The organism is Undibacterium sp. TJN25 (genome assembly GCF_049339885.1).
GTDB lineage: Bacteria > Pseudomonadota > Gammaproteobacteria > Burkholderiales > Burkholderiaceae_D > Undibacterium.
On record NZ_JBMPPM010000011.1, the window covers coordinates 1 to 21,750 of the forward strand.

At 49.4% G+C, this 21,750-nt stretch carries 13 protein-coding genes; 8 read left to right on the top strand and 5 right to left on the bottom strand.

Annotated features, from left to right (window positions below):
- The coding region (locus ACO0LO_RS23185) for a sugar phosphate nucleotidyltransferase (protein ID WP_422968215.1) at positions 1-132 on the bottom strand (132 nt) is incomplete at its 3' end.
- Positions 133-568: 436 nt separating this feature from the next.
- Between ACO0LO_RS23185 and ACO0LO_RS23190 the strand changes: the two genes are divergently transcribed.
- Positions 569-2,071, top strand: coding sequence for a methyltransferase domain-containing protein (locus ACO0LO_RS23190; protein WP_422967858.1), 1,503 nt, complete (start codon positions 569-571; stop codon positions 2,069-2,071).
- The gene (locus tag ACO0LO_RS23195; RefSeq protein ID WP_422967860.1) at positions 2,071-5,436 is read left to right on the top strand and encodes a glycosyltransferase family 4 protein; all 3,366 of its coding nucleotides are present in this window, start codon (positions 2,071-2,073) and stop codon (positions 5,434-5,436) included. The genes ACO0LO_RS23190 and ACO0LO_RS23195 overlap by 1 nt, the downstream gene beginning before the upstream one ends.
- A gap of 124 nt (positions 5,437-5,560) precedes the next feature.
- Here ACO0LO_RS23195 and ACO0LO_RS23200 read toward each other — a convergent pair whose 3' ends face one another.
- The 4 genes from ACO0LO_RS23200 to ACO0LO_RS23215 are packed head-to-tail and all read right to left on the bottom strand — an operon-like array spanning position 5,561 to position 9,912.
- A complete protein-coding gene (locus tag ACO0LO_RS23200) occupies positions 5,561-6,367 on the bottom strand; it encodes a Crp/Fnr family transcriptional regulator (RefSeq protein ID WP_422967862.1) in 807 nt (268 codons plus the stop codon).
- Positions 6,368-6,410: 43 nt separating this feature from the next.
- Complete coding sequence (locus ACO0LO_RS23205; protein WP_422967864.1) at positions 6,411-6,725, bottom strand: VanZ family protein; 315 nt, start codon at positions 6,723-6,725, stop codon at positions 6,411-6,413.
- A gap of 47 nt (positions 6,726-6,772) precedes the next feature.
- Positions 6,773-8,029 (bottom strand): tetratricopeptide repeat protein, encoded by a 1,257-nt coding sequence (locus tag ACO0LO_RS23210; protein WP_422967866.1) that lies wholly within the window; start codon positions 8,027-8,029, stop codon positions 6,773-6,775.
- A complete protein-coding gene (locus ACO0LO_RS23215) occupies positions 8,026-9,912 on the bottom strand; it encodes a CHASE2 domain-containing protein (protein ID WP_422967868.1) in 1,887 nt (628 codons plus the stop codon). Before ACO0LO_RS23215 ends, ACO0LO_RS23210 begins: the two co-directional genes overlap by 4 nt.
- A 427-nt stretch (positions 9,913-10,339) precedes the next feature.
- Between ACO0LO_RS23215 and ACO0LO_RS23220 the strand changes: the two genes are divergently transcribed.
- The 6 genes from ACO0LO_RS23220 (at position 10,340) to ACO0LO_RS23245 (ending at position 21,714) form a co-directional block, all read left to right on the top strand.
- A complete protein-coding gene (locus ACO0LO_RS23220) occupies positions 10,340-11,695 on the top strand; it encodes a FecR domain-containing protein (protein WP_422967870.1) in 1,356 nt (451 codons plus the stop codon).
- A 353-nt stretch (positions 11,696-12,048) separates the two neighbouring features.
- On the top strand, positions 12,049-15,189 hold the full coding sequence (locus ACO0LO_RS23225) for a DUF4214 domain-containing protein (RefSeq protein WP_422967872.1): 3,141 nt from the start codon (positions 12,049-12,051) through the stop codon (positions 15,187-15,189).
- 291 nt (positions 15,190-15,480) lie between these two features.
- Positions 15,481-17,292 (top strand): sulfotransferase, encoded by a 1,812-nt coding sequence (locus ACO0LO_RS23230; RefSeq protein ID WP_422967874.1) that lies wholly within the window; start codon positions 15,481-15,483, stop codon positions 17,290-17,292.
- Complete coding sequence (gene cysC / locus ACO0LO_RS23235) at positions 17,282-17,884, top strand: adenylyl-sulfate kinase (RefSeq protein WP_422968216.1); 603 nt, start codon at positions 17,282-17,284, stop codon at positions 17,882-17,884. Before ACO0LO_RS23230 ends, cysC begins: the two co-directional genes overlap by 11 nt.
- A gap of 116 nt (positions 17,885-18,000) precedes the next feature.
- The gene (locus ACO0LO_RS23240) at positions 18,001-19,542 is read left to right on the top strand and encodes a class I SAM-dependent methyltransferase (RefSeq protein ID WP_422967876.1); all 1,542 of its coding nucleotides are present in this window, start codon (positions 18,001-18,003) and stop codon (positions 19,540-19,542) included.
- Between the two features lie 63 nt (positions 19,543-19,605).
- Positions 19,606-21,714 carry a tetratricopeptide repeat protein gene (locus ACO0LO_RS23245; RefSeq protein WP_422967878.1) on the top strand — a complete coding sequence of 703 codons (2,109 nt, stop codon included), beginning with the start codon at positions 19,606-19,608 and terminating at the stop codon, positions 21,712-21,714.
- The last annotated feature ends 36 nt before the right edge of the window (positions 21,715-21,750 follow it).

Genomic DNA, 21,750 nt, shown 5'->3' on the forward strand with positions numbered 1-21,750 from the left:
GCGGGTGGCAGTGGCTTGCAGCATTGTTTCTTCGCCGACTAGCGCCAGCAGCTGCTTTGGATGCTTTTCCCGGGACAGGGGCCACAGGCGCGTGCCGGAACCGCCCGATAAAATCACTGCTTGGAGTAACATGGGGGGGTCTTTCTATGAGTCTGTGAAGGTTTTTATTGTTCGTCGGTGAAAGACGTACTTCATTTGCCGTTGAACTGCATGAACCAGCTCAGTAAATCAGCAATGGTTAGTTTGTGCTGAATACAGAATCTAAAACCGGTATCTGTAAAAATTGAACAAAATAGTACCGGTTTGGGGCATTGCAAGCAAGCCGCTTACCGAGTGGTATATATTTTACAATAACAGGATTCATATGCATAATGCCGGCGATACAGGCAAACCTGCTGCTCTAGCGGTACTTGGAAGCGATTCCACAGTACAGCGTGAGTTCATTTATACTAATTGCTTTGCAAGCTGATTCACAGTGACGCCAAAGTTCACATACATACTCTTTCCCTTCACAGAATTTGTCTCTGCGTAAACCCTTGGGCTGTGATGCGAATACAAACACAATAATATGGCGATTAAAAATAATTCCGACTTTGATGCTGCAGAGCTTTCCAAAAAAGCTGAACACTTAAGTTTTCATCGGCGCCGCGCCGAATTTCAGCTCCCGAAAAAAACGGGCTTTCATAGTGAATATGCCGCCACTCTCGTTTCTGTCGATCAAGATAGCAATGCTACTGGTAATACAAATCTGACGCTGGAAAATAAGCCGGTTGAAAATGTGCCGTCGCATTCCGTGCCGCAGTCTGTCGCAGAAAAACCAGGTATCGCCGATTCGCACCATACCGCATCGCGTTACCTTCTTTTTGCGCAATCGGGATTAAGTCTTAAGCAGCGTGTCCGTTTATTCCCAGGGCTGGGATATTTTCTGGCATGGTGCAATGCATTGCTACGCTTACCTAGGATGAGACAGGAGATCATTTCTTTGCATCGCCAAGCCGATGTTCTTGATACGCTTTTGCGTCAACTGACGCAAAAGCATGATCAGCTAATGCACCTCCACCAAGTAGTGGCAGACCAGGTTAATGAATTAAATGCATTAAAAATAGGCCTGCGATTGCAGCGCTACGATGCACTTGATGTTGGTGATCGGTTGATGAAGCTTGATCGCCTCCAGATTGGCAGGCAGCTGAAATCCGTTAACCAGCTTATGCGCGAAAACGAAGCGGCCGACACGAGAAAACAGACCAGGGAGATCGCCTTGCTGGCCAGGATAAGCGCTCTGGAACAGGCTTTGCACAGCCAGCATACCGAATTAACACCAGATCAGCTAAAGGCTTGGCAGGCCCGAGCTGAAAATGCAAGCTCCGGCCAAAGTTCTTTAGTGCATGCAACATCCAAAGACTTTGACCATGATCGCTTCTATGTTGAATTTGAAGCTCTGTTTCGTGGTACGCGAGAAGATATCAAAGAGCGCCTGAAGGTTTACCTCCCCTATCTGGAGCATATCTCGAATCAGCCCAAAAACGAACGTTTAGCAGTGGTCGATGTTGGCTGTGGGCGCGGAGAGTGGCTGGAGTTGATGGATGAGCAGCATATTCCTGCCACTGGTGTCGATATGAATGCTGCGATGGTGGATGCATGCCTGGCCCGCGGATTTGCCGCGCGTTGCGACGATGCCATCGCCTATCTGAGAGAGCTTCCTGCAGGCAGTATCGCCGCAGTGACAGGCTTTCACATCATAGAACATTTGCCGTTTGAAATACTGATTGCTCTTTTTGATGCAGCACTTCATGCGCTGGCGCCTGGAGGAGTCATTATTTTTGAAACCCCCAATCCTGAAAATCTGATGGTGGGCGCGTGTAACTTCTATTACGATCCTACGCACCTGCATCCTATCGTGCCTCAAGTGGCGCAGTTCATGGCAAGGCAGCGCGGTTTTTCAAAAGCGGAAATCCTGCGCCTGCACCCTTTTCCCGAAGACCATCAATTACATGGAGGTACAGATGTAGAGGCTGCGGTTAACAAGGCGCTGTTCGGCCCCCAGGATTATGCCGTGATTGGATGGAAGTGATGGAAACGAAGGCGATACATCAATTCAGTCCTTCGTGTGGCAAGGGGGACGGTGTCAGTAACGGGATGTTTTTTACTCGTAGCCTGCTGAGAGGACTAGGTTTTTTGTCGGAAATCTATTGCGAGCTAATTCCAGACGACCTTCGTCATGAGGTTAAACATCTGAGTGTGCTGCAATTGCAGGGCGATGATCTACTGCTTGCGCATCATAGCCTGGGTTACCAAAATTGCGCGTGGCTTGAGCAACTGGGTACACGTAAAGTCATGGTGTACCACAACATCACTCCACCCCGTTTTTTGCCTGACAATGAATTGCCGGGGTTGAGCGTGCTGGGCCGTGAACAACTTGTTCAGTGGGCCCCTGAATATCTGGGCGCGATAGGCGATTCTGATTTGAATAGTGCTGAATTACGTCAGGCTGGTTACAGTAATGTGGAGTCTATTCCGCTATTGGTCGATATCGACCGCATGCTCGCCGTCACGCCTGAAAAACAGGCATGTTCACTTCCCGGCGATGCCTATAATATTTTGTTCGTCGGCCGCATTTGTGAGCATAAGCACCAAATGCAATTGATAGAAATGCTGCTGGAGTTAAGACAGCTTTCATCTCATCCGGTACGTCTGATCCTGGTTGGCGGCGTGACCAGTGAACCCTATCTGGAATTGGTGCGCAAACGCATTCACGATTGGCAAATGGATGCACAGGTTGTATTGACAGGTAAGGTCTCTGACGGATGCCTTGCTTCCTTATACCGCTGTGCCGATGCCTACGTGAGCCTGAGCGAGCATGAAGGCTTTGGCATGCCGCTGATAGAAGCGATGCTGTATGACGTGCCTGTGATCGCGCGTGCAGGGTCCGGTGTCAGCGCCACCATGGGTAGTAGTGGCATGCTGCTGGACGAAGGTGATTCTCCTGCACAATGTGCAGCGGCGGTTCACCTGGTGTTGAGCGAGCCTGGATTGCGCCGCCGCATGCTGGAAGGCCAGCGGCGCAATGTCCAGCGCTTTTCAAGAGAGCGGGTGCTGCAACAGCTAAGCGATTTTCTACGCCATATCGGTGTGAACATGCCTGTCATTCACTCGTTGGATGAACACGCTAAAACCGGTCCCGGATGGCAGATGGAAGGGCCGTTTGATTCCAGTTACAGTCTGGCCATTGTGAATCGAGAATTAGCTCGCTCGCTGCGTGGCCTGGGGTTCCCTATGATGCTGAGGAGCAGAGAAGGCGGAGGCGATTTTGTTCCCGACCACGCCTTTCTGCAAAAAAATCCTGACGTTGCCCTGATGCTGACACCTTCAGAAAAAGCCGGCTTTCTTCCTGACGTTGTATTGCGCAACTGTTACCCGCCGTATCTGGACGACATGCACGGCAGAATACGTGTCGTTCATTCCTATGGATGGGAAGAGAGTGGTTTCCCTGTAGAGTATGTCAATGCCTTCAATCGCAAGCTGGATTTGATCACGGTGGTCTCGCGATTTGTCGGCAAGGTTCTGCGAGACAATGGTGTACGAGTACCGATAGCGGTGGTCGGCAATGGGATTGATCATTTACTGGATGCGCCTGCCGAGCCTCTTTCGCATCAGGTCACGGCAGGCTGGCGCAGCTTCCGATTCTTGCATGTATCTTCGTGCTTTCCCCGCAAGGGAGTCGATGCGTTGCTGGCAGCGTATGGCAGGGCGTTCCGCGATACCGATGACGTGTCGCTGGTTATCAAGACCTTCCCTAATCCGCATAATGACGTAGAACAGCAGTTACATAAGCTGCGCTTGCAAGACCCTTCATTTCCGCATGTGCAGCTTATCAGCGACGATTTCTCTCAAGCGCAACTGACTGGCTTGTACCAGGCTTGCGACGCCCTCGCGGCTCCCAGTCGCGGTGAAGGTTTCGGACTGCCGATGGCAGAAGCAATGTTGCTGAACCTGCCGGTGATTACTACTGCCTGGAGCGGTCAGAACGATTTTTGTGACGATACTACCGCATGGATGTGCGACTACCGTTTCGCCAAGTCCGACTCTCATTTTGGCAACACCCACTCCGTATGGGCTGATCCCGATGTCTGTCATCTGGCTTCCCTGCTTGCCGAAGTACATGACAGTTCCGAAGAGCAAAGACTGGCGCGCACGGTTCCCGCGAAAAAGCGTGTACTGGAAAATTTTAAATGGGAACATGTTGCCACGCGCACTGCAGCCGCAGTCAATGCGCTAGCGCGTCAACCCTTGCTTCGCAACGAGCCTCGCATAGGCTGGATCAGCACATGGAACGCCCGCTGCGGTGTGGCCTCATACTCTTCCTTCCTAACCTGTGGCGTCCCGCAAGACCGCCTTGTCGTATTGGCGGCACATAAGCCGGAACGTACCGCCAGCGACTGTGAGAATATTTTCCGTTGCTGGGACGAGGGTTCGGATGACAATCTCGACTATGCCTATGACAATATTATTGAGCAGGGTGTCGGGGCGGTAGTGATCCAATACAATTTTGGTTTCTTCACACTGGATGTACTGGCTAGACTGATCCGCAGATTGAAACAGTCCGGCATTGCCGTGCATATTTTCTTTCATGCGACCGCTGATGTTATCAGGCCCGGCTACACAATATCGCTTTCCAGTATTGCCTCAGATCTCGCGGTGGCGAATCGTTTATATGTCCATGGCGTAGATGACCTGAACCGGTTGAAAGAGATTGGCCTTATCGACAATGTTGTGTTCTTTCCGCAAGGCTTGATGCCCACCTTGCAAAATTCCATCCTGCATCGAGATATGCAGTTGCGTCTGCAGGATAAAAAATTGATAGCGGCCTACGGATTCTTGTTGCCTCACAAAGGTATGCAGCCGCTCATCCAGGCTTTCAGCAAGCTTGCTGAAGGCGATTCCGACTTGCATTTATTGCTGGTGACTTCCTTATATCCGATTCCGCAGTCCGAACATGAACTGAATGACTGCAAGCGGCTGGTCGATGAATTTCGCTTAGGCGACCGTGTCACGATCATTTCGGATTATCTGGAGGATGAACAGAGTCAGGCTTTGTTGCAGCGTGCCGCCCTGATCGTTTATCCATACCAGTTGACGCAGGAGTCGTCCAGCGCTGCTGTTCGCATGGGACTGGCCTCCGGACGTCCGGTTGCAGTTACTCCGCTAAATATCTTCCATGATGTTGCTGATGCTGTGCACGTCTTGCCTGGAACCGATGCTGATTCCTTGATGGACGGGATATCGGATTTGCTCAAGAATCAGCAAGTTCTGTCCGAAAAGGCGAGGCAGGCAAAATCCTGGCGCGAAACCCGGCAGTGGCCGGCTCTATCGGCACGCTTGTTGAATATAATTGATGGCATAGCCAATGCGATAGACGATGGCATTGGTATGCTTTAACCGGACTGCCAAATTTAATTTTTGGGTGGAGCGAATTTTCCTCTTCTGATGGAAATCAAGAGTCAAAATTTGCATTTTTGATGGTCGGTGGAAGAACGTCCGCGTCGTACTATCCGTATATATTTTAAGTGTTACCCAAAGCCAGCTTCTGTAGTTCCTCGGGTTTGCGGATGATCAGCCGATGCAAATCTTTTTCTATAATGCCCTGCTGAGTTAGGCTGAGCAAAGCACGCGTGACGGTTTCCCGGCTGGTGTTGATCATCATCGCAATGTCCTGGTGCGTTGGCAGGTTTTCCACAACCTCCAGGTTGCCAGGTGCGACTTTTTTAAATAGTTCTATGAACGCATAGATTCGCCGTGAGGTGTTGTTGATGCTGAGTAGAGCGCGGAATTCTGAGTCTCTCTGGATTTTATCTGCCAGGTGGCGCAGCATCATATTGGCGACATTGGGAGAATGCGAGAACAGGTGCAAGGCAGTGGCGCTAGGCAAAAAACCGACGAGCACATTACTTAATGCGACCACCGAAGCGGAGCGGGTCGATCCATTAATGATGGCGATTTCACCGAAAAAATCTCCTTCATTCAGCATGCGCAAACCTATCGCACGTCCATCCTCGGTCACGTCCACTACCTGTAGTTGCCCTGACAGCAGAAACAGCAGGCTATCTCCCAGGCCTCCTTTTTGCAATACGACGTCGCGCTTGTTAAATTGCCTGACTCGTAACTCTGCCTTGACCCTCGTCATTTCCTCGTCGGTCAGGTTCTCCAGTAATGGAATTTTTCTCAGATTGATTGTAATCTGATTGATTTTGATCTGAACCTTTCCCTGAATATGGAGCTTGATTTGGAGTTGCTCAGGCGCAGTCTGCACTTGTTCCAATAGTGCAGGGGCATGTGTGATCAGAGCGACTTCGTTGTTGGTTGCTGTCATTAATTACATAAAATCCGGTTATATCTCGCGGAGGGAGACAAGTTCAAAAACAGGAGGCCACTGCGATCAAGGAAATTCCTGCGGTATTGGCAGCCATGTCTCTCCAGCAAAACTTGCGGCCAGGGACCCAGTTTTGCAAGATCTCTATTGTCAGCCCTGCCAATAATAAACCAAAAAACCACAATGCCAGTTCTTTCGGCGTACCCGCGACGAGTTTGGCCAGTACAGACAAACCTGCGAACGCAAAGAAGTGCATCCACTTATCGTGACGCAATGGCGGCAGCCACCGCGCGGGAATCAGGCATCCGACACAGATTGCCGTAGACGCCAAGATAAATAGTAATAACTCCGGATACATGATTTCGCCTTGCGTGATGCGTATGAATTATGCAAATTGCATTATGGTTAAAGGCTTTGCCAGCGCCAGCTTACCTGCAATGATTTGCTATTGTATTGAAACAGCGAAATATTTTCTTTGTTGCTGACATTACGCAATTCTATCTGTACCGACTGGCGCTGCCTGACAGGGAAGATAGCCGCCGCCCGGAAAATTTGCGTATCCTGGTGCCTTTCTTGGTTGATCAAACCGGGTGAGTAGACCAATTCATTTTGCCATATCTGGCGCGTCCAACCCAGTTCGCCGATGATATCTCCATACAGTTGAGTACGGCCTTGCGCGCTGGCAAACCAGCCATTGCGGTCACCCCCCTGGCGTGGGCCGGTGGCAAGGTCCGACATATACGCCAGGCTGGTTTGGAGATTATATTTATCGCTCTGATACGACAACAGGCCTCTTAATTCCCAGATATTGGAGTCGTAGTTGATCTGCGTCGGATACTGCAAATGGGTCAAGCCTCCCACGACACTGAATTGCATGGCAGCAGGCAGGTTCAGCGGCGGCGTCACCCTGGCCTGCAGCAATTCCTGCTTCTGGTATAGGTGGCCGTCCAGCGTCAGAAGGCCTAGCATGCCGGTGGTACGCAGACCCCAGTTCCCCAATCTCCATGGACGTTCAAATCCAGCAGCAAGCGCGATGGTGTTGTATTGCGAAAGCGTATCGTACTGTCGTACGCGCAGTTGTGCAAAGCCTACGCTGCCGTTAGAGGATACTTCACGCATATAATCGGCAGAAATAGTGGTGTACTGGTCTTGCCTGGGCAAAAATTCAGGCAGAAGTTGAAGATCAATCGCGTTCGGCGTGCCCGCCCCCAACGTGAAATTAGGATTGCTGGCACCTTGGTTGACATTGCTGTCTATGCCCCTGTCCAGCGTAAATGAATAGTGGCTGGCGGGTGGCGCGGCATTGCAACCGCTGGCGCGGTGCTGGTTGATGATTTCCAGAATGGCCGGCGGCGGCGCATAGCGGTCTATCAAGCCCTGAAACAGGCGCTCTGCCTCTGCCTTGTTGCCGAGGTCGCATTGCATGACGGCCAGTTCCATCCAGGCGCCCGCGTGCTGGGGTACTTTTTCTATCAATTGTGTAAATAATGCCTTGGCATCGTCCAGGCGCCTTTCGCTCAGTGCCTGCAGCGCATCCAGATAAAGGTTTTCAAAATCTGCATTGCCCGCATCGCCTTGCGCGTGGGCAGGCAGATTGGCTCCGGCAACGAGCAGCACCATCAGCAGACATGCGCGCAGCCATCCGCCAGCTAATCCCCTCATCCAGGTATCTCCACCGTGAACAGCGTGGTTGGATTTTCCTTGCCCCTCAACATTCTGTCCCCTAATAATTGGAATGTATGCCTGCGCGCATTATCGACAGTGCCCTGCCCAATGATAATGTCATGCGGCAAATCGCGGGCGATGTCTTCCAGGCGCGAGGCGACGTTGACGCTGTCTCCTACTGCAGTGTAAATGCTGCGGGAGGAAGTGCCGAAATCGCCCGCCATGGCGATACCGCTTTCTATACCTATCCTGACCCGCAGACGTGCGGAGCCTTGCCTGTGCTGATCCGCATTCAGCTTGCGCACATTGTCGACAATGGCGATGGCGGCATCCAGCGCCAGATCGGCATGGTCTGTGATCGGTAGCGGCGCTCCCCAGAATGCCACCAGGCCGTCGCCGGTGTATTTGTCCAGCGTGCCTCCCTTGTCCAGCACCGGTCCTGTAAGGCACTCCAGGAAGTCGCGCGTCAGCTTGGCCGCGTCTGCCACCGGCAAGCTTTCAACATGAGTGGTATAGGCCTCCATATCAGCAATCAGCGTGGTGACATGGGATTGGCGCGGCGCCAGTGGGTCTTTCAAGTCGCTGCGTAACAGCTCATCCACCACCGCCCGGGCAACGTATTGTTGCAAGGTCCCCAGCAGCCTGCGCGATTTCCCTTGAGATACCTGCCAGCCAAACGGCACGGCAAATGCCAGCAAAAATAGATTGGACAATACCGGGCCGCTTGGGGAAAAGAAAGGGTCGTGAGGGCTAAGTGCATAGGCAATGCCGAGCCACGCTATAGACGCACCGCCTAGGATGAGTGCGTTGGACAGCGCCGATAGACGGGGAAAGGTATACACCGCCAGTCCCGCGACCAGCAGAGAAAACAGCAGCGCCAGCCAGCGGCCGGGCAAGGCTTTTGGCAGCAAGCCCACCTGCCCGTCCAGTAGTGTTGATAGTGCCTGGGCGTGCACCAGGAAGCCGCTGGTATTGGGCCCGAAAGGTGTGGTTACCCTGTCCGACAGACTGAGTGAGGATGAACCCACCAGTACTAGCGTGCCCTGCAAAAATTCTGCAGGCGCAGTCTGGTCCAGTATTCTGGCCGCCTTGATGACGGTGTAGGCAGCCATACTGCGGCTATACGGAATGCGAATATACCCGTCCTTATTCAGAGGGGATGCCTTGAGCGTAGCGCTACCGGGTAAGGAAGTGGGATTTTTCGCTGCGCAGCAGTCGAAAATAGCCTTTGATAGGGTGGGATAAAGCATACCTTCAAATTGTGTAAGCGGCGGAATATGGCGCAGCACGCCGTCTGCGTCGTGGACAAAGCCGATATTGCCGGCAAACTGCGCTGCCGCCAAGCCGGCGTGATTGCCCATGTAGCCGCTGGCAGCCGGGCTGGCTTGTCCGCTTGCGGGGGAAGTCTTGACGTTAACTGCTTGCCCGGTAATCAGATTGCCGTTGCGCAGAGGAGCATTGCCATAGTCGAATGCCTGGGCCAGCACCACTGGCCCATGCTGTGCCAGCAGAGCGAGGCGCATGTCGCCTTCGGCATCTGCCGATTCGGGGAAATATAAATCCAGTGCGACAGCGCGCGCGCCATAATCGGAGAGTAATTTTTCTATCAGTTCTGCAATGCGTTCCCGCGGCCAAGGCCATGGGCCGATTTTGACAAGGCTGGCTTCATCGATATCAACCAGTGTCAAGCGGGTTTCCGGTTCGTCGCTCGCATGCCAACTGACGAACCTGTCTCTCAGCCATTCGTCGCCGGGATAAACGCCCACGGAGGGCGGCTGCCACTGAAAAATGGCAGAAATTAACACTGCGCAGACGGCCATCAATAGCCAGATCGGCGCGGCAGATATGGATAAGGTGCGTAGCTTAGGCAGCAAGTTCATGGAGCGTCGCCAGCATTGCAGTGCAATTATTGACTTGCAGGCATGACTTAAGTGCTGCCTTAAGAAGGTGAGTCACAATAAAATTATTAATTATGCAAATGTTTGCAAGTGTAAAGTATTTGCTGGGAAGAAAACGAATGATGCACTAAAATTTTTCAAGCACAAAACCAATTGGCACAGCATGGTATATTACAATAAATATGTAAAAATGTGACTGTTGTCACATTTTGTTGTGCTGATAAGCGGATAATCGCAGAGGCGGGGACTTTATATATCAGTTGCTGTTTCGTCGGCATTCTAAATCCCCTATATCGCCTGTCCGTTATTCCGGCTATCGGCAAGTGGATTTTGCAAGACCCTCTTACGTGTTGCTTGCTCCCCGCGTGTTCCATAAGAATAGCTGGAGTAAGGCTGCAAAGGACCCGCAATGAAGCGCAAGCTGAACTATTTAATCAAACTCTTCGCCCTGCTGTTATGCAGTGCTGCTTCCATGGCGCATGCTGACGAGGCGGGGCATATCGTTTTCGTCGCCGGCAAGGCGGAAATCGGTGGGCAGAAGGTTGCGCTGAATGCTGCGGTCAATGAAGGGGCCGAACTGAGCACCGGCGCTGACGGCTATCTTTATTTGAAGACGGTCGATAACGGCTTCTTTATCTTGCGCCCCAACAGCCGTGCGCGCATCGTCAGCTACCATGTAGACCAGAAAGACCCTTCCAACACCCATATCAAGCTGGAACTGCTCAATGGCGTGGCCCGCAGCATTTCTGGCGAGGCTGTCAAGCAGGCCAGGCAAAATTTCCGGTTTAATACGCCTGTAGCGGCAATTGGCGTGCGCGGTACCGATTTCACCGTATTCACTACGCAGGAAACCTCCCGCGTGGCAGTAAGCTATGGTGGCGTCATTGTCAGTGGTTTTGGCGGCGCCTGCGCGCCGCAAGGCACCGGCCCTTGCGAAGGTGGCGCCAGCGTGGAGTTGTTTGCCCGCCAGCGCGACCAGTTGGTGCAGATCAGCCGCGGCCAGAATAAGCCGCAACTGCTGCAAAGTACTGGTGCTGCGCCTGATGTGATCGCCCCGCCAAGGTCGGACGAGCCAACTGGGGGCAAGGCAGGGGGCGCTTCAAATAGTGTCAGCGGAGTGAATGCTGCAGCACCTGAAGTTTATCTGGATCCTCAAAAGGTTGCGGCGATAGCTGCCGAGATTAGTGCTGTTCCCGTTGGGCCAGTTACGCCTGTAACTCCTGTCTTGCCGCCCGTTTCCCCATCAGATACGAACGTTCCTGCCAACATCATTTGGGGGCGATGGGTGAGTGTATTGGGGCAGGCTTCGAATGTGGACTTTAATAAACAATTCAACCAATCCAAATTCATAGCACGTAACGATTACTTTGCTTTGTTTCAGATAAAAAATACAGAATGGCAACTTCCTACTACAGGTACGGCTGGCTTTGCGTTGCAAAATAGTGAGGTATACGTAAATAATTCGAAAACAAATACAATCAACACAGCCAGTCTCGAAAATGCTGTTTTAACAATAGACTTCGCAAAAACTACGTTTAGTACAAGTTTCGATTTGGTGAATGGCGGGCAGCACTATAATCAGCATGCCCAAGGAAAAGTTTACGGTGACGGTCAATTCGGAGCTTTGAATTTTATACCCAATACCATGTTGGTAAATGGTGTGCTGAGTTCGGAGAAGGGTGGCGCTGCCTCATATCTTTTTCAGACGAGGCTAGATGATAATAATTTGGCGTCTGGCGCTACTTATTGGATTAAGCAGAAGTAACAATCCTGAAGTATGTGTGGCATAAAAAAAGATCCCTCTGGGATCTTTTTTTATGCCACATTCGAGGGTAAATAAATAATTCACAACTCACTTATCGTCTAGATTATGCCTTGCTCCCCTTTTGCTTGCTTAGCCCGTGAAAATGTTTGAGAACTTTTATCCGCAGACCTTATAATCTCAAGTTGGCAAATTTTAAACTTGGCCAAATCGTAAAGACTGTGGTTTTTTTGAGGAATGTGATTTCCGTCACATCTTCAACATCGGTACATCTGACATCATCTGCCTGCCAAATGCGAGTAGATGATGTCTATGGCAAGCTTCGCATATTATTAATCGTAACTAGGAGTTCTTAAATGACTACTGCTAACACCGTACAATCGCTCTACATCGCTTATTTTAATCGCCCAGCAGACCAAATCGGTCTGGCATACTGGGTCGATCAGATTGACAACAAAGGTCAATCAATTACAAGTGTTGCAAACAATTTTGCGCTGCAAACAGAATACGCATCCAATTTCACTGGATTGAATACAACACAAGTCGTTAACCAAATTTATTTAAATTTGTTTAACCATGGTCCGGATCTGGCTGGCCTGCAATACTGGGTAAGCCAAGTTCAGTCTGGTGCAATGACCATGGGCAAGCTGGCTATCGCTATTTTGGCCGGTGCAACTGGTCCTGATGCGACTGCGGTAGTTTCCAAAGAAGCTGCTGCTGCGGCGTTTACTGCTGACATGACTACCGGCGCACAAGTTGTTGCTTACAACGGTGCAGCCGCTTTTGCTACAGCTAAAGCTTGGTTGAGCCCAGTGGTTGATGCTACGACAGCGACAGCTGCGACAACTTCAGCTCCGGCAACGATCAATGCAATCGTTGCAGCTAACGTAGCTGTCGGTACAACTACTGTGTTGACGGCTGATATTGACACCATTTCCGTAGTGGGTAACAACAATGTAATCACCGGTACTACTCACGGTGCTGCAGGCGTGACTACTACATTTAATCCTGGTGATACAATTAACGGCACAGTAGGCGCTACAGGCAATACATTGAAATTAGTGGATCTGAGCACAGGTGGTACATGGACTGCTGGCGGTGTTGCAGGTATTACTGTCTCTAACATCCAAAATCTGGTTCTGGTTTCTGGCGAGCCTACTGCCGTCAATACTGCTGCAAGCATCCAAGGTTTTTCTGGCTTGACTTCGTTGACTGTGACTGACGTTGGTGGCACCTCTGTTACAGCAGCAAATACAACAGCTGTCGTTGTGACAGACGTTGCAGCAGCTGGTGCGACTGAAGCCATCCAGGGTGGTTCCGATGTTACGCTGGTCGCCAATAACGTCACTGCCGGTGGCACAATCAACGTAGGTACGACAACAGCGCCAACAGGTGTTGTAAAAGTCACTGTAAATGAAGCCGTTACCACAACTAATAATACTGCTGATGCGATTAACGTAACTGGTGGTTCATCAGTAACGATCAACGCAAATCTGGCGGGCGCCGTCAACAATACTATCAGTGGCGGTAACGTTACCGTAGTAGGTACGGCGGCAACTACTTCCGTGACAGTGAACCAAACAGCCGCAGCAACGGCCGGTGCCAAAGTTGCCGGTGTTGTCGATGGCAACGTTATTATTTCGGATGTCAATGCCGCAAGCGCAACTAAAGCAGGCACAATCACTAGCGTATCCGTGGCTAATTATGGCACGCTGACTGTTAATGACAATGCGCTGACTACGTTGAACCTGTCTGGTACTGGTGGTGTTACAACAGTTTCCAACAACCTGACCACACCAACGGTAACGACATTGGCGCTGAATGCCAATAATTTGACCGCGACAAGCTTTGTTGATACTCACAATGAGATCACAACTCTGAACGTGGTTACTAGTGGCACGACGGCATCGTCGATCGGCGTAATTACCGACACTGGCCTGAAAACTCTGAACGTTGCTGGTACTCAACAACTGATCTTGGGAACTACCCCAGCAAGCCTTACTTCAGTTGCCGTGAGCGGTGCTGCTGGTGTTAATATTGCTCTTGGCGCAAATACTAGTTTCACATCCACCGGTACTGGCACTGACGTTGTTGAAATCAGTGCTGCAACAACAAAGACAGTAACTGGTAACGGCTCTGCAAACGAAGAAATCATCTGGAATGGTGCTGTGGCTCCTACAGCCACAGCTTATCTGGGTACTGTAACTGGCTTTAAGGTGTTGGGTATCGGTTCGGGTGTTGCTGCTACTACTTCTGTAGCGTTTGATATGACAAAGCTGACAGGCTTCACTGGCTTTGACGTGCTGGCGAACTCAACAACTAACACAGTTCAACTGTTGAACGTCGCCGCAGGTAGCCCATTGACGATTGATGGTGCTTTCGCTGGCACGCTTGTCTACTCAACAGCTGACTCTGCTGGCCTGACTGATAAGCTGGCACTGACATTAGGTGCTGCTTCCAATACCGCTGGTTTCACTGTCAATCAGTTGACTTTGCAAGATAATGCTCACTTTGGTATCGGTACTCTGAGTGTTACTACCAATGCTACCGGTGCCAATACGATTACAGCATTCCAAGATGCTGGTTTGTCGACATTGAACGTAGCTGGTACAGGTGGTTTGACATTCGCTGGTAACGTTGCTCTGACAGGTGCAAGCCTGACAGTAAATGCTACAAGCGGTACTGCAGCAGGTGGTGTAGGTACAGTTACTTTCGGTGGCGGTATTACTGATACGAGCTTGACTTCTTTGACTCTGAGCGGAACTGATAACATCAGCTTCGGTACAATCACCCACGGCACAAATGGTATCGTTGTTGCTGGCGCGTCTGATAATGCCAACATCAGCTTGGCATTGGCTGGCGTCACTGGCGCGACTCATGCCGATAGTGTCACTCTGGGTAACGGTAATAACGTGGTAACTGATACGGCCGCAGCCGGAGCTGTCAACATCACTTTGGGTAATGGTAACAACGTAGTAACTGTTGGTGCTACTGCAACTAATACAGTTGTTCTGGGTACGGGCCACAACTCGGTAATCGAAGCCGCTGGTGGTAACGTAGCTGTAACTTTTGGTGCTCATAGCGCTACTACGATTGTGGATAACGTGACAGTTGGCGCGTCTACAACTGCTACTGTTGCGCCGACAGCGGTTATCACTGGCTTCAATGATGTTGGCGTCGACACTATCACCTTTAGCGGCGATGCAGGCGCTACTGGATCGATCGTTGCTTACACCGTTGCTCAGATCAACACATTCGGTGCCAATCCAACGACATTGGCGAGTGCAATTGCGGGTGTATTGGCTGCTGGTGGTGGCAACTTGGCACAACACTCTATTGGTGAGTTCACTTTCCAAGGTAACACGTATTTCGTGGAACAAGCGGGCGCAACAGGTTCCGCTTATGCAGCTGGCGACACAATCGTTGAATTGGTGGGTAATCATACCTTCACTTCTGCGACTTCAGCAGCTGCAGGTGTTCTGACTCTGCACGGCTAATCATCAATGTTGTCGAGTAGCTTTGTCTTATAAAAGCCATTTGACGATGTAGTGTTGAATGTCGAAGTTTGATATTCGATTAGTGTTCCAATAAAAAAGCCAGGCGTAAGCCTGGCTTTTTTATCTTCAATATCCTGTACTAATCTGTTATTCATATAATTTATGAATTTTTCAGTGAGCTCCCACTTTATTTGATTTGTAGTCGATTTTAATACGTCGAATCATTCTATATTTTGCTCATCTATCTCGATATAATCTGTTTTTTACTACAAGCACCCCATCGGATCAATTTTGAGTACTGTAAATATCACAGATTTATTGAAAGATGCACTTAGTAAGCAACAGGCAGGTGATATTGAGACTGCAAAAAATCTATATCGGTGCGTGTTGCAGACTCAACCTCGCAATGCAGATGCCCATCATTTACTAGGGTGTATTTATGGGCTTGAGCACAATTTGAATAGTGCTATCGCCAGTATTGATACCGCCATTTCGATAAACCCTGAACAAGCTATTTTTTATAGTAGTTTAGGTACTTGCTATTTAGAAAAAAATGAACATATAGCAGCTGAATTATGTTTTAGGCGTGCGGCAGAGATATCACCGAAAGATGCGAGGGGGTGGGAAAATCTTGGCAGTATATTAATTAGCGGACTGAGGTTTGGCGAAGCGCGGACCGTGTTGCTAAAAGCGAATGGCCTTGTTCCGGGTCATGACGGCATCATGTGTAATTTGGCCTGGGCACATGTAGGACTGGGGAGGTCTCAAGAAGCGTTGGAAATATACCAGGATGTCATTAAAGTTAATCCCTCAAGCGCGGTGGCGTTAATGGGCATGGCCATTTGCATGAATAATCTTCAACAGCCTAAGGCCGCAATTGTACTGATAGAACAAGTAATGGAACTTGGGGCCTTCACTGACAAGGCAATGCAGATCAAAGGGGTGGCCTTAAGCGCTTTGGGTCGAATAGATGAAGCTATTCATTGCTACGATAGCGCGCTGGAGAAAGAGCCTACTTCCGCGCATTTACTACTCAGTAGAGTTGAATTGCGCAAAGTGCAAAAAGAGGAACCATTTTTTAAACATTTGCTACAAATTGAGGACCAAGCTGATCGGATACATGGGAATGCACGTACTCAACTATTTTATGCGCTCGGAAAAGCATATCAGGATACCGGCGATATTGCTGCGGCAGCAGGCAGCTATGCAGTAGGCGCTTTTAATCATGCGATGATCTTTCAATACAATGAAGCTGATGATATTGCGCGCGAATCAGCAATTCAGGAATGTATGACGGAAGATTGTTTGAAAACGCTCAAGTGCGCAGGCATGGAGTCCGACAGGCCCATATTTATTCTGGGCATGCCGAGGTCAGGTACGACACTCATTGAGCAGATGCTTGCTAGCCACCCGGAAGTTGCAGCCATGGGTGAGTTGACTTTTATTAATGAAGTACTTGATGGCGCTGTCATACCGGGTGGATGGCTGCTGGAATTTGAAACAGCTAATAAGTTACCTGCAAGCGCTACGTTTAGAGAGCGTGCCGAGGCTTATTTGAAGAAAGTAGATGAATTTTCTCCCCTGGCTAAGGGAAAACGCTTTACCGACAAAATGCCTGCAAACTATTTGAACATAGGGCTTATTTTGGCGCTTTTTCCCAATGCCTACATTATTCATTGTAGGCGCGACCCTATCGATACATGTATTTCGTGCTATACGACTTTATTTTCGGCTAGGCAATATTGGAGCTATGATTTGGGAGTCTTGGGCCGAACATATCAACGCTATTGGAGCTTAATGCAGCATTGGCGCAGTGTGCTTCCGGGCCGTATTATGGAGGTTCGTTACGAACAGGTTGTTCTTGACCCGGAGCAAACAGCGCGAAAATTGCTGGCGTGGTGTGGACTTGAATGGGATCCAGGCGTATTGAAATTCCATGAAACAGAGCGTCCAGTCATGACGGCCAGCGTCGCGCAAGTGCGTGAACCGATGTATCAGACATCAGTAGGCAGGTGGAAAAAATGGACCCCGTATATCCAGCCTTTGCTCGCCGAAATTCAAGACATCGAACACCAATATTGGGCCGAGCTTAATAATGGATAGTTCATCCAATCTAGTGTGGCATGATGGCCTGGTACTTCGAGCCGATCGTGAGCGTTTGTATGGACGCCGTAGCATCATATTATGGTTTACGGGTTTGTCGGGGGCTGGTAAGTCGACCTTAGCCCGCGCGGTTGAGCAACGATTATACGAACTTCGTGCCAGTAGCTATGTCTTGGACGGGGACAATGTAAGGCACGGACTTTGCAGCGATTTGGGATTCTCAGAAAGTGACCGGAGTGAAAATATCCGGCGGATTGGCGAAGTCGCAAAACTGTTTCTCGATGCCGGAATAATTATTCTTGCTGCCTTTATCTCCCCTTATAAAAGGGATCGAGAGCGTGTTCGCAGCCTGGTCGCTAAAGACGATTTTTTGGAAATTCATTGTAGTTGTTCCGTTGCCGTATGTGAGGCTAGAGACGTAAAGGGTTTGTACAAACGGGCTCGGAGCGGCGTGGTTAAAGATTTTACCGGAGTATCTTCCCCTTACGAAGAGCCTGTAGAGGCTGAATTGGTGATCGATACCGGGACTTTGAGTCTTGACTCCTCCGTAGAGTTAGTACTGCAGCTATTGCGGACACGCGGCATCCTTTGAATGTGAAGCAAATATGTACTGATGTTACAAAGTATTTTAATAAAAACACGTAGGGGATAGTGCTAACCTACGCGGTATTTGAAACGTAGACTAATTGCGATAATCGGAAGAGAGATATGGACTGGACAGCAGGATATGCGTCAGATATTGAGTACACGGCGGGATTTTACAGAGAACAAAGTCCAGGTTATTTAAATTTCGTTTGCTTGTTAAATGGGTTTGAGGCCATTCCTCTTGATAAACCGTTTACCTATTTTGAACTTGGGTTTGGGCGCGGTCTGACCGCGAATGTGCAAGCGGCTGCGAATCCCAAGGGGCATTTTTACGCTGCAGATTTTAATCCTGCCCACGTATGTGGGGCAAGGTCATTGGCCGAAGCTGCGCAATTGACGAATCTAACCTTACTGGAGAACAGCTTTGCTGATCTGGCTCAAGGCAAGGTCGCGGATTTACCGCAATTCGACTTCATTACTATGCACGGCATTTATACCTGGGTTACGGCTGAAAATCGGCAGCATATAGTCGATTTTGTTGGGCGCTATTTGAAGCCAGGTGGTATCGTTTATCTCAGTTACAACGCCTTGCCTGGCTGGTCTGCGGCACAGCCGTTGCAGAGATTATTAGTCGAGCATGCTGATCTTCACCCCAATCGTAGTGATCTACAAATGGATCAGGCAAAAAAATTTGTAGATCGCATGATGAAGTTAAACGCAGGATATTTTGTACAAAACCCTAATTTAGACAAAAGACTGGAAACTTTAAGAACAGGCAATACGAATTATCTCGTCCACGAATATATGCACAGGCATTGGCAACCCATGTATTACATAGATGTTGCTCGCGAAATGGCGGGTGCTAAGCTTAACTATGTTGGATCTGCAGAGTTGCCTCTAGCATTCCCGATTTTATATCTTACGCCGGAAAAACAGCAATTGCTTGGAGAGATCTCTGATGCGGCGCTGCGTGAAACCATGAAAGACTATTTCATGAACACCGCATTCCGTAAAGATGTATTCGTTCGCGGCGCTAGGACAATGACAGTAGCTCGGCGTGAGAATTGCCTTCGCCGCGTAGGCTTGGCCTTGACTGCGCCACGTCATCGGATAAGTTTGAAAATGAAATTATCAATTGGAGAAGTGAGCGCCAAGGAGGAAATGTATTTGCCGATACTTGAGGCATTGGCACAGCGGCCACATTCATTGCTCGATCTACTTGCTTTGCCAACTTTGGCTGACCAAACCCTGACCAGCCTCGCTGAAGTAGCGGTTATCCTGACTGCTTCCGGCCACGCCTCTCCATACTTTTTGGACCAAGCATCTGCGTCGGACGTGGCGAATTCAATGAATCGCGCTTTGGCTGAGCAAGCATCCTTCAATGACGAGTTTCAAGTACTGGTCTCTCCGCTATTGGCAAATGGAATACACGCCACTTTTGTTGAGCGCTTGGTATATTTATCGCTACAGAGGTCCGGGAACGAAATCGACGCTACATCCATAGCTTTACGAATTTCACGTTTGCTTAGCGAGCAGGGACGTCGACTAACCCGAAATGGGGAGGCGATAGCGACTGAAAATGAACATATGGCAGAGTTAGTCGCTACCGTTGAAAAGGTCTTGGTTGATGTCGTCCCTGTCTGGCGGCAACTCGGAATAATTTGATCAGTATTCAGTATCAGCCCGGTTTAATTTGTTCTTCTTTTTTTCTGCCTAGCACGCTCATTTATGAATGCACCTCCGTTGAAAATTAACCTGGAAGAAATTCTCCAACGAGCAATTGCGTTGCAGCAAGCGGGGAAGCTTCAGGAGGCGGAGCGCCTCTATCGCGACGTTGTTTGCGTTAGACCAGAAGATGTAGAAGCAAATAAGAGATTGGATTCACTTATTCAGCAGAAAACTCATATTGAAAAATTGATAGCGTTGTTTAACGCGGGCCAATATGCGGTTGCTGAAAGACTTGCGAGGGCGCTAGTGTCCGACTTTCCTGCATATGGCACTGCCTGGAAAATATTAGGGTCACTAGAATATCAGCAGGGTAGATTGGCTGAGGCAATTATAAGTTTGAGGCGCGCGGTGGAAATCGACCCATCTGATGAGGAGTCACATAACAATTTGGCGATTTCTTTTAAGGCACACGGACAACTTGCGGAGGCAGAGCGTAGTTTTCGTAGAGCGATGGCAGTGCAGCCAGATCGAGCGGAGATTCAATTTAATCTCGGTTGTACGTTGAAAGAGCTTAGTCGTTATCAAGAGGCGGAAATTTATGTCCGAAACGCGCTAAGTTCCAACCCGCACTCGATACCCTATAACAATGAGCTCGGCACAATTTTGCATGCGCAGAGAAAATGGGATGAGGCAGCAAATATTTATAATGGCATATTGGCACGCGAATCGGATTTCCCCGAAGTTCTCAACAACCTCGGTATTACGCTTATTGCACTCGGACGGTTTAGCGAGGCTGAGAGCGACTTGAGAAGGGCTGTCTTATTGGCCCCTAGCGTCGTGGAGATCCGCTTTAATCTAGGATGTGCAATACATAGGCAAGGCAGGGTGGTGGATGCGGAAATTTGTTTTCGACAAGTATTATCCGCTTCCCCTGGACATTTGAACGCGCACATCCACCTGGGTATTGTACTAAAAGAGCAACTGCGCAATGCAGAGGCAGAGGCAAGTTACCGGAAAGCTTTGGAAATTGTGCCTGACCATGCCGACGCGCTCGTACGGATGGGTGAAGTAGTGGCGGCAAAAGGAGATTTCGTCGAGGCTGAAATTTTCTTTCGAAAAGCTATCGCGGTTCATCCCGCTATGCCTGAAGCCTGGGCTGCAATAGCCCGTATGCGAAAGATGGGCGATAAGGATGCGAACTGGTTGGAAACCGTCGAAGGTTTGGTTGATAGTCATTTGCCGCCCGAAAAGGAGGTCTATCTGCGCTACGCATTGGGAAAATATTTTGATGACACAAAAACTTACGATGCGGCATTCGAAAATTTCAGCCGGGCCAATGTCCTGACGGCTCAGTATGGACAGAAATATGACCGCAAGTATCAAGAGGGTCTTGTTCGGTTACTGTCGCGGGTTTATGACAAAAATTGGGTGGAAGTAAAGAAAGAAGGGGCCAGTCAATCAAACAGGCCAGTTTTGATTATAGGTATGCCGAGGTCAGGAACTTCTCTCGCTGAACAAATACTGTCGTCTCACACCGCTGCCTTTGGTGCTGGCGAACTGACATACTGGAAAACTGCATTATCTAATTTTGACCCTTTTGTATTAAAGGGGCAATTAAATAAAGAAATTGTGAAAATTCTGGGTTCGGATTATTTGCAACTTTTGCAGAGTTTCTCTAGTAGTGCATTGCGGGTAATTGACAAAATGCCGCATAATTTTTTGTTTCTCGGTCTTATTCATACCGTATTTCCTCAGGCCCGGTTTATTCATATGCAGCGCAATCCAATAGATACTTGCCTATCGATTTATTTTCAACACTTCGACAGTTCGCATACATACTCCAATGATTTAGACGATATAGCGCATTACTATTCTGAATATAGACGGATGATGGCTCATTGGGAAATGGTGCTGCCTGACAATGTGTTGCTTCAGGTTCCTTATGAGGAACTGGTTTCCGATCAGGAAATTTGGACGCGCAAGATGCTAGAGTTTGTAGATTTGCCTTGGGAGGAACGCTGTATGGAATTTCACAAGAGTGAGCGCACAGTAAATACGGCAAGCATCTGGCAGGTTAGGCAGAAAATGAGTAAATCTTCTGTCGAGCGGTGGCGTCATTATGAGAAACACGTTGGACCGCTGATGAACTTACTCGGCAACCAAATATAAAATATATGTATAGTTGGAAAACTGTACTTTTAAAAA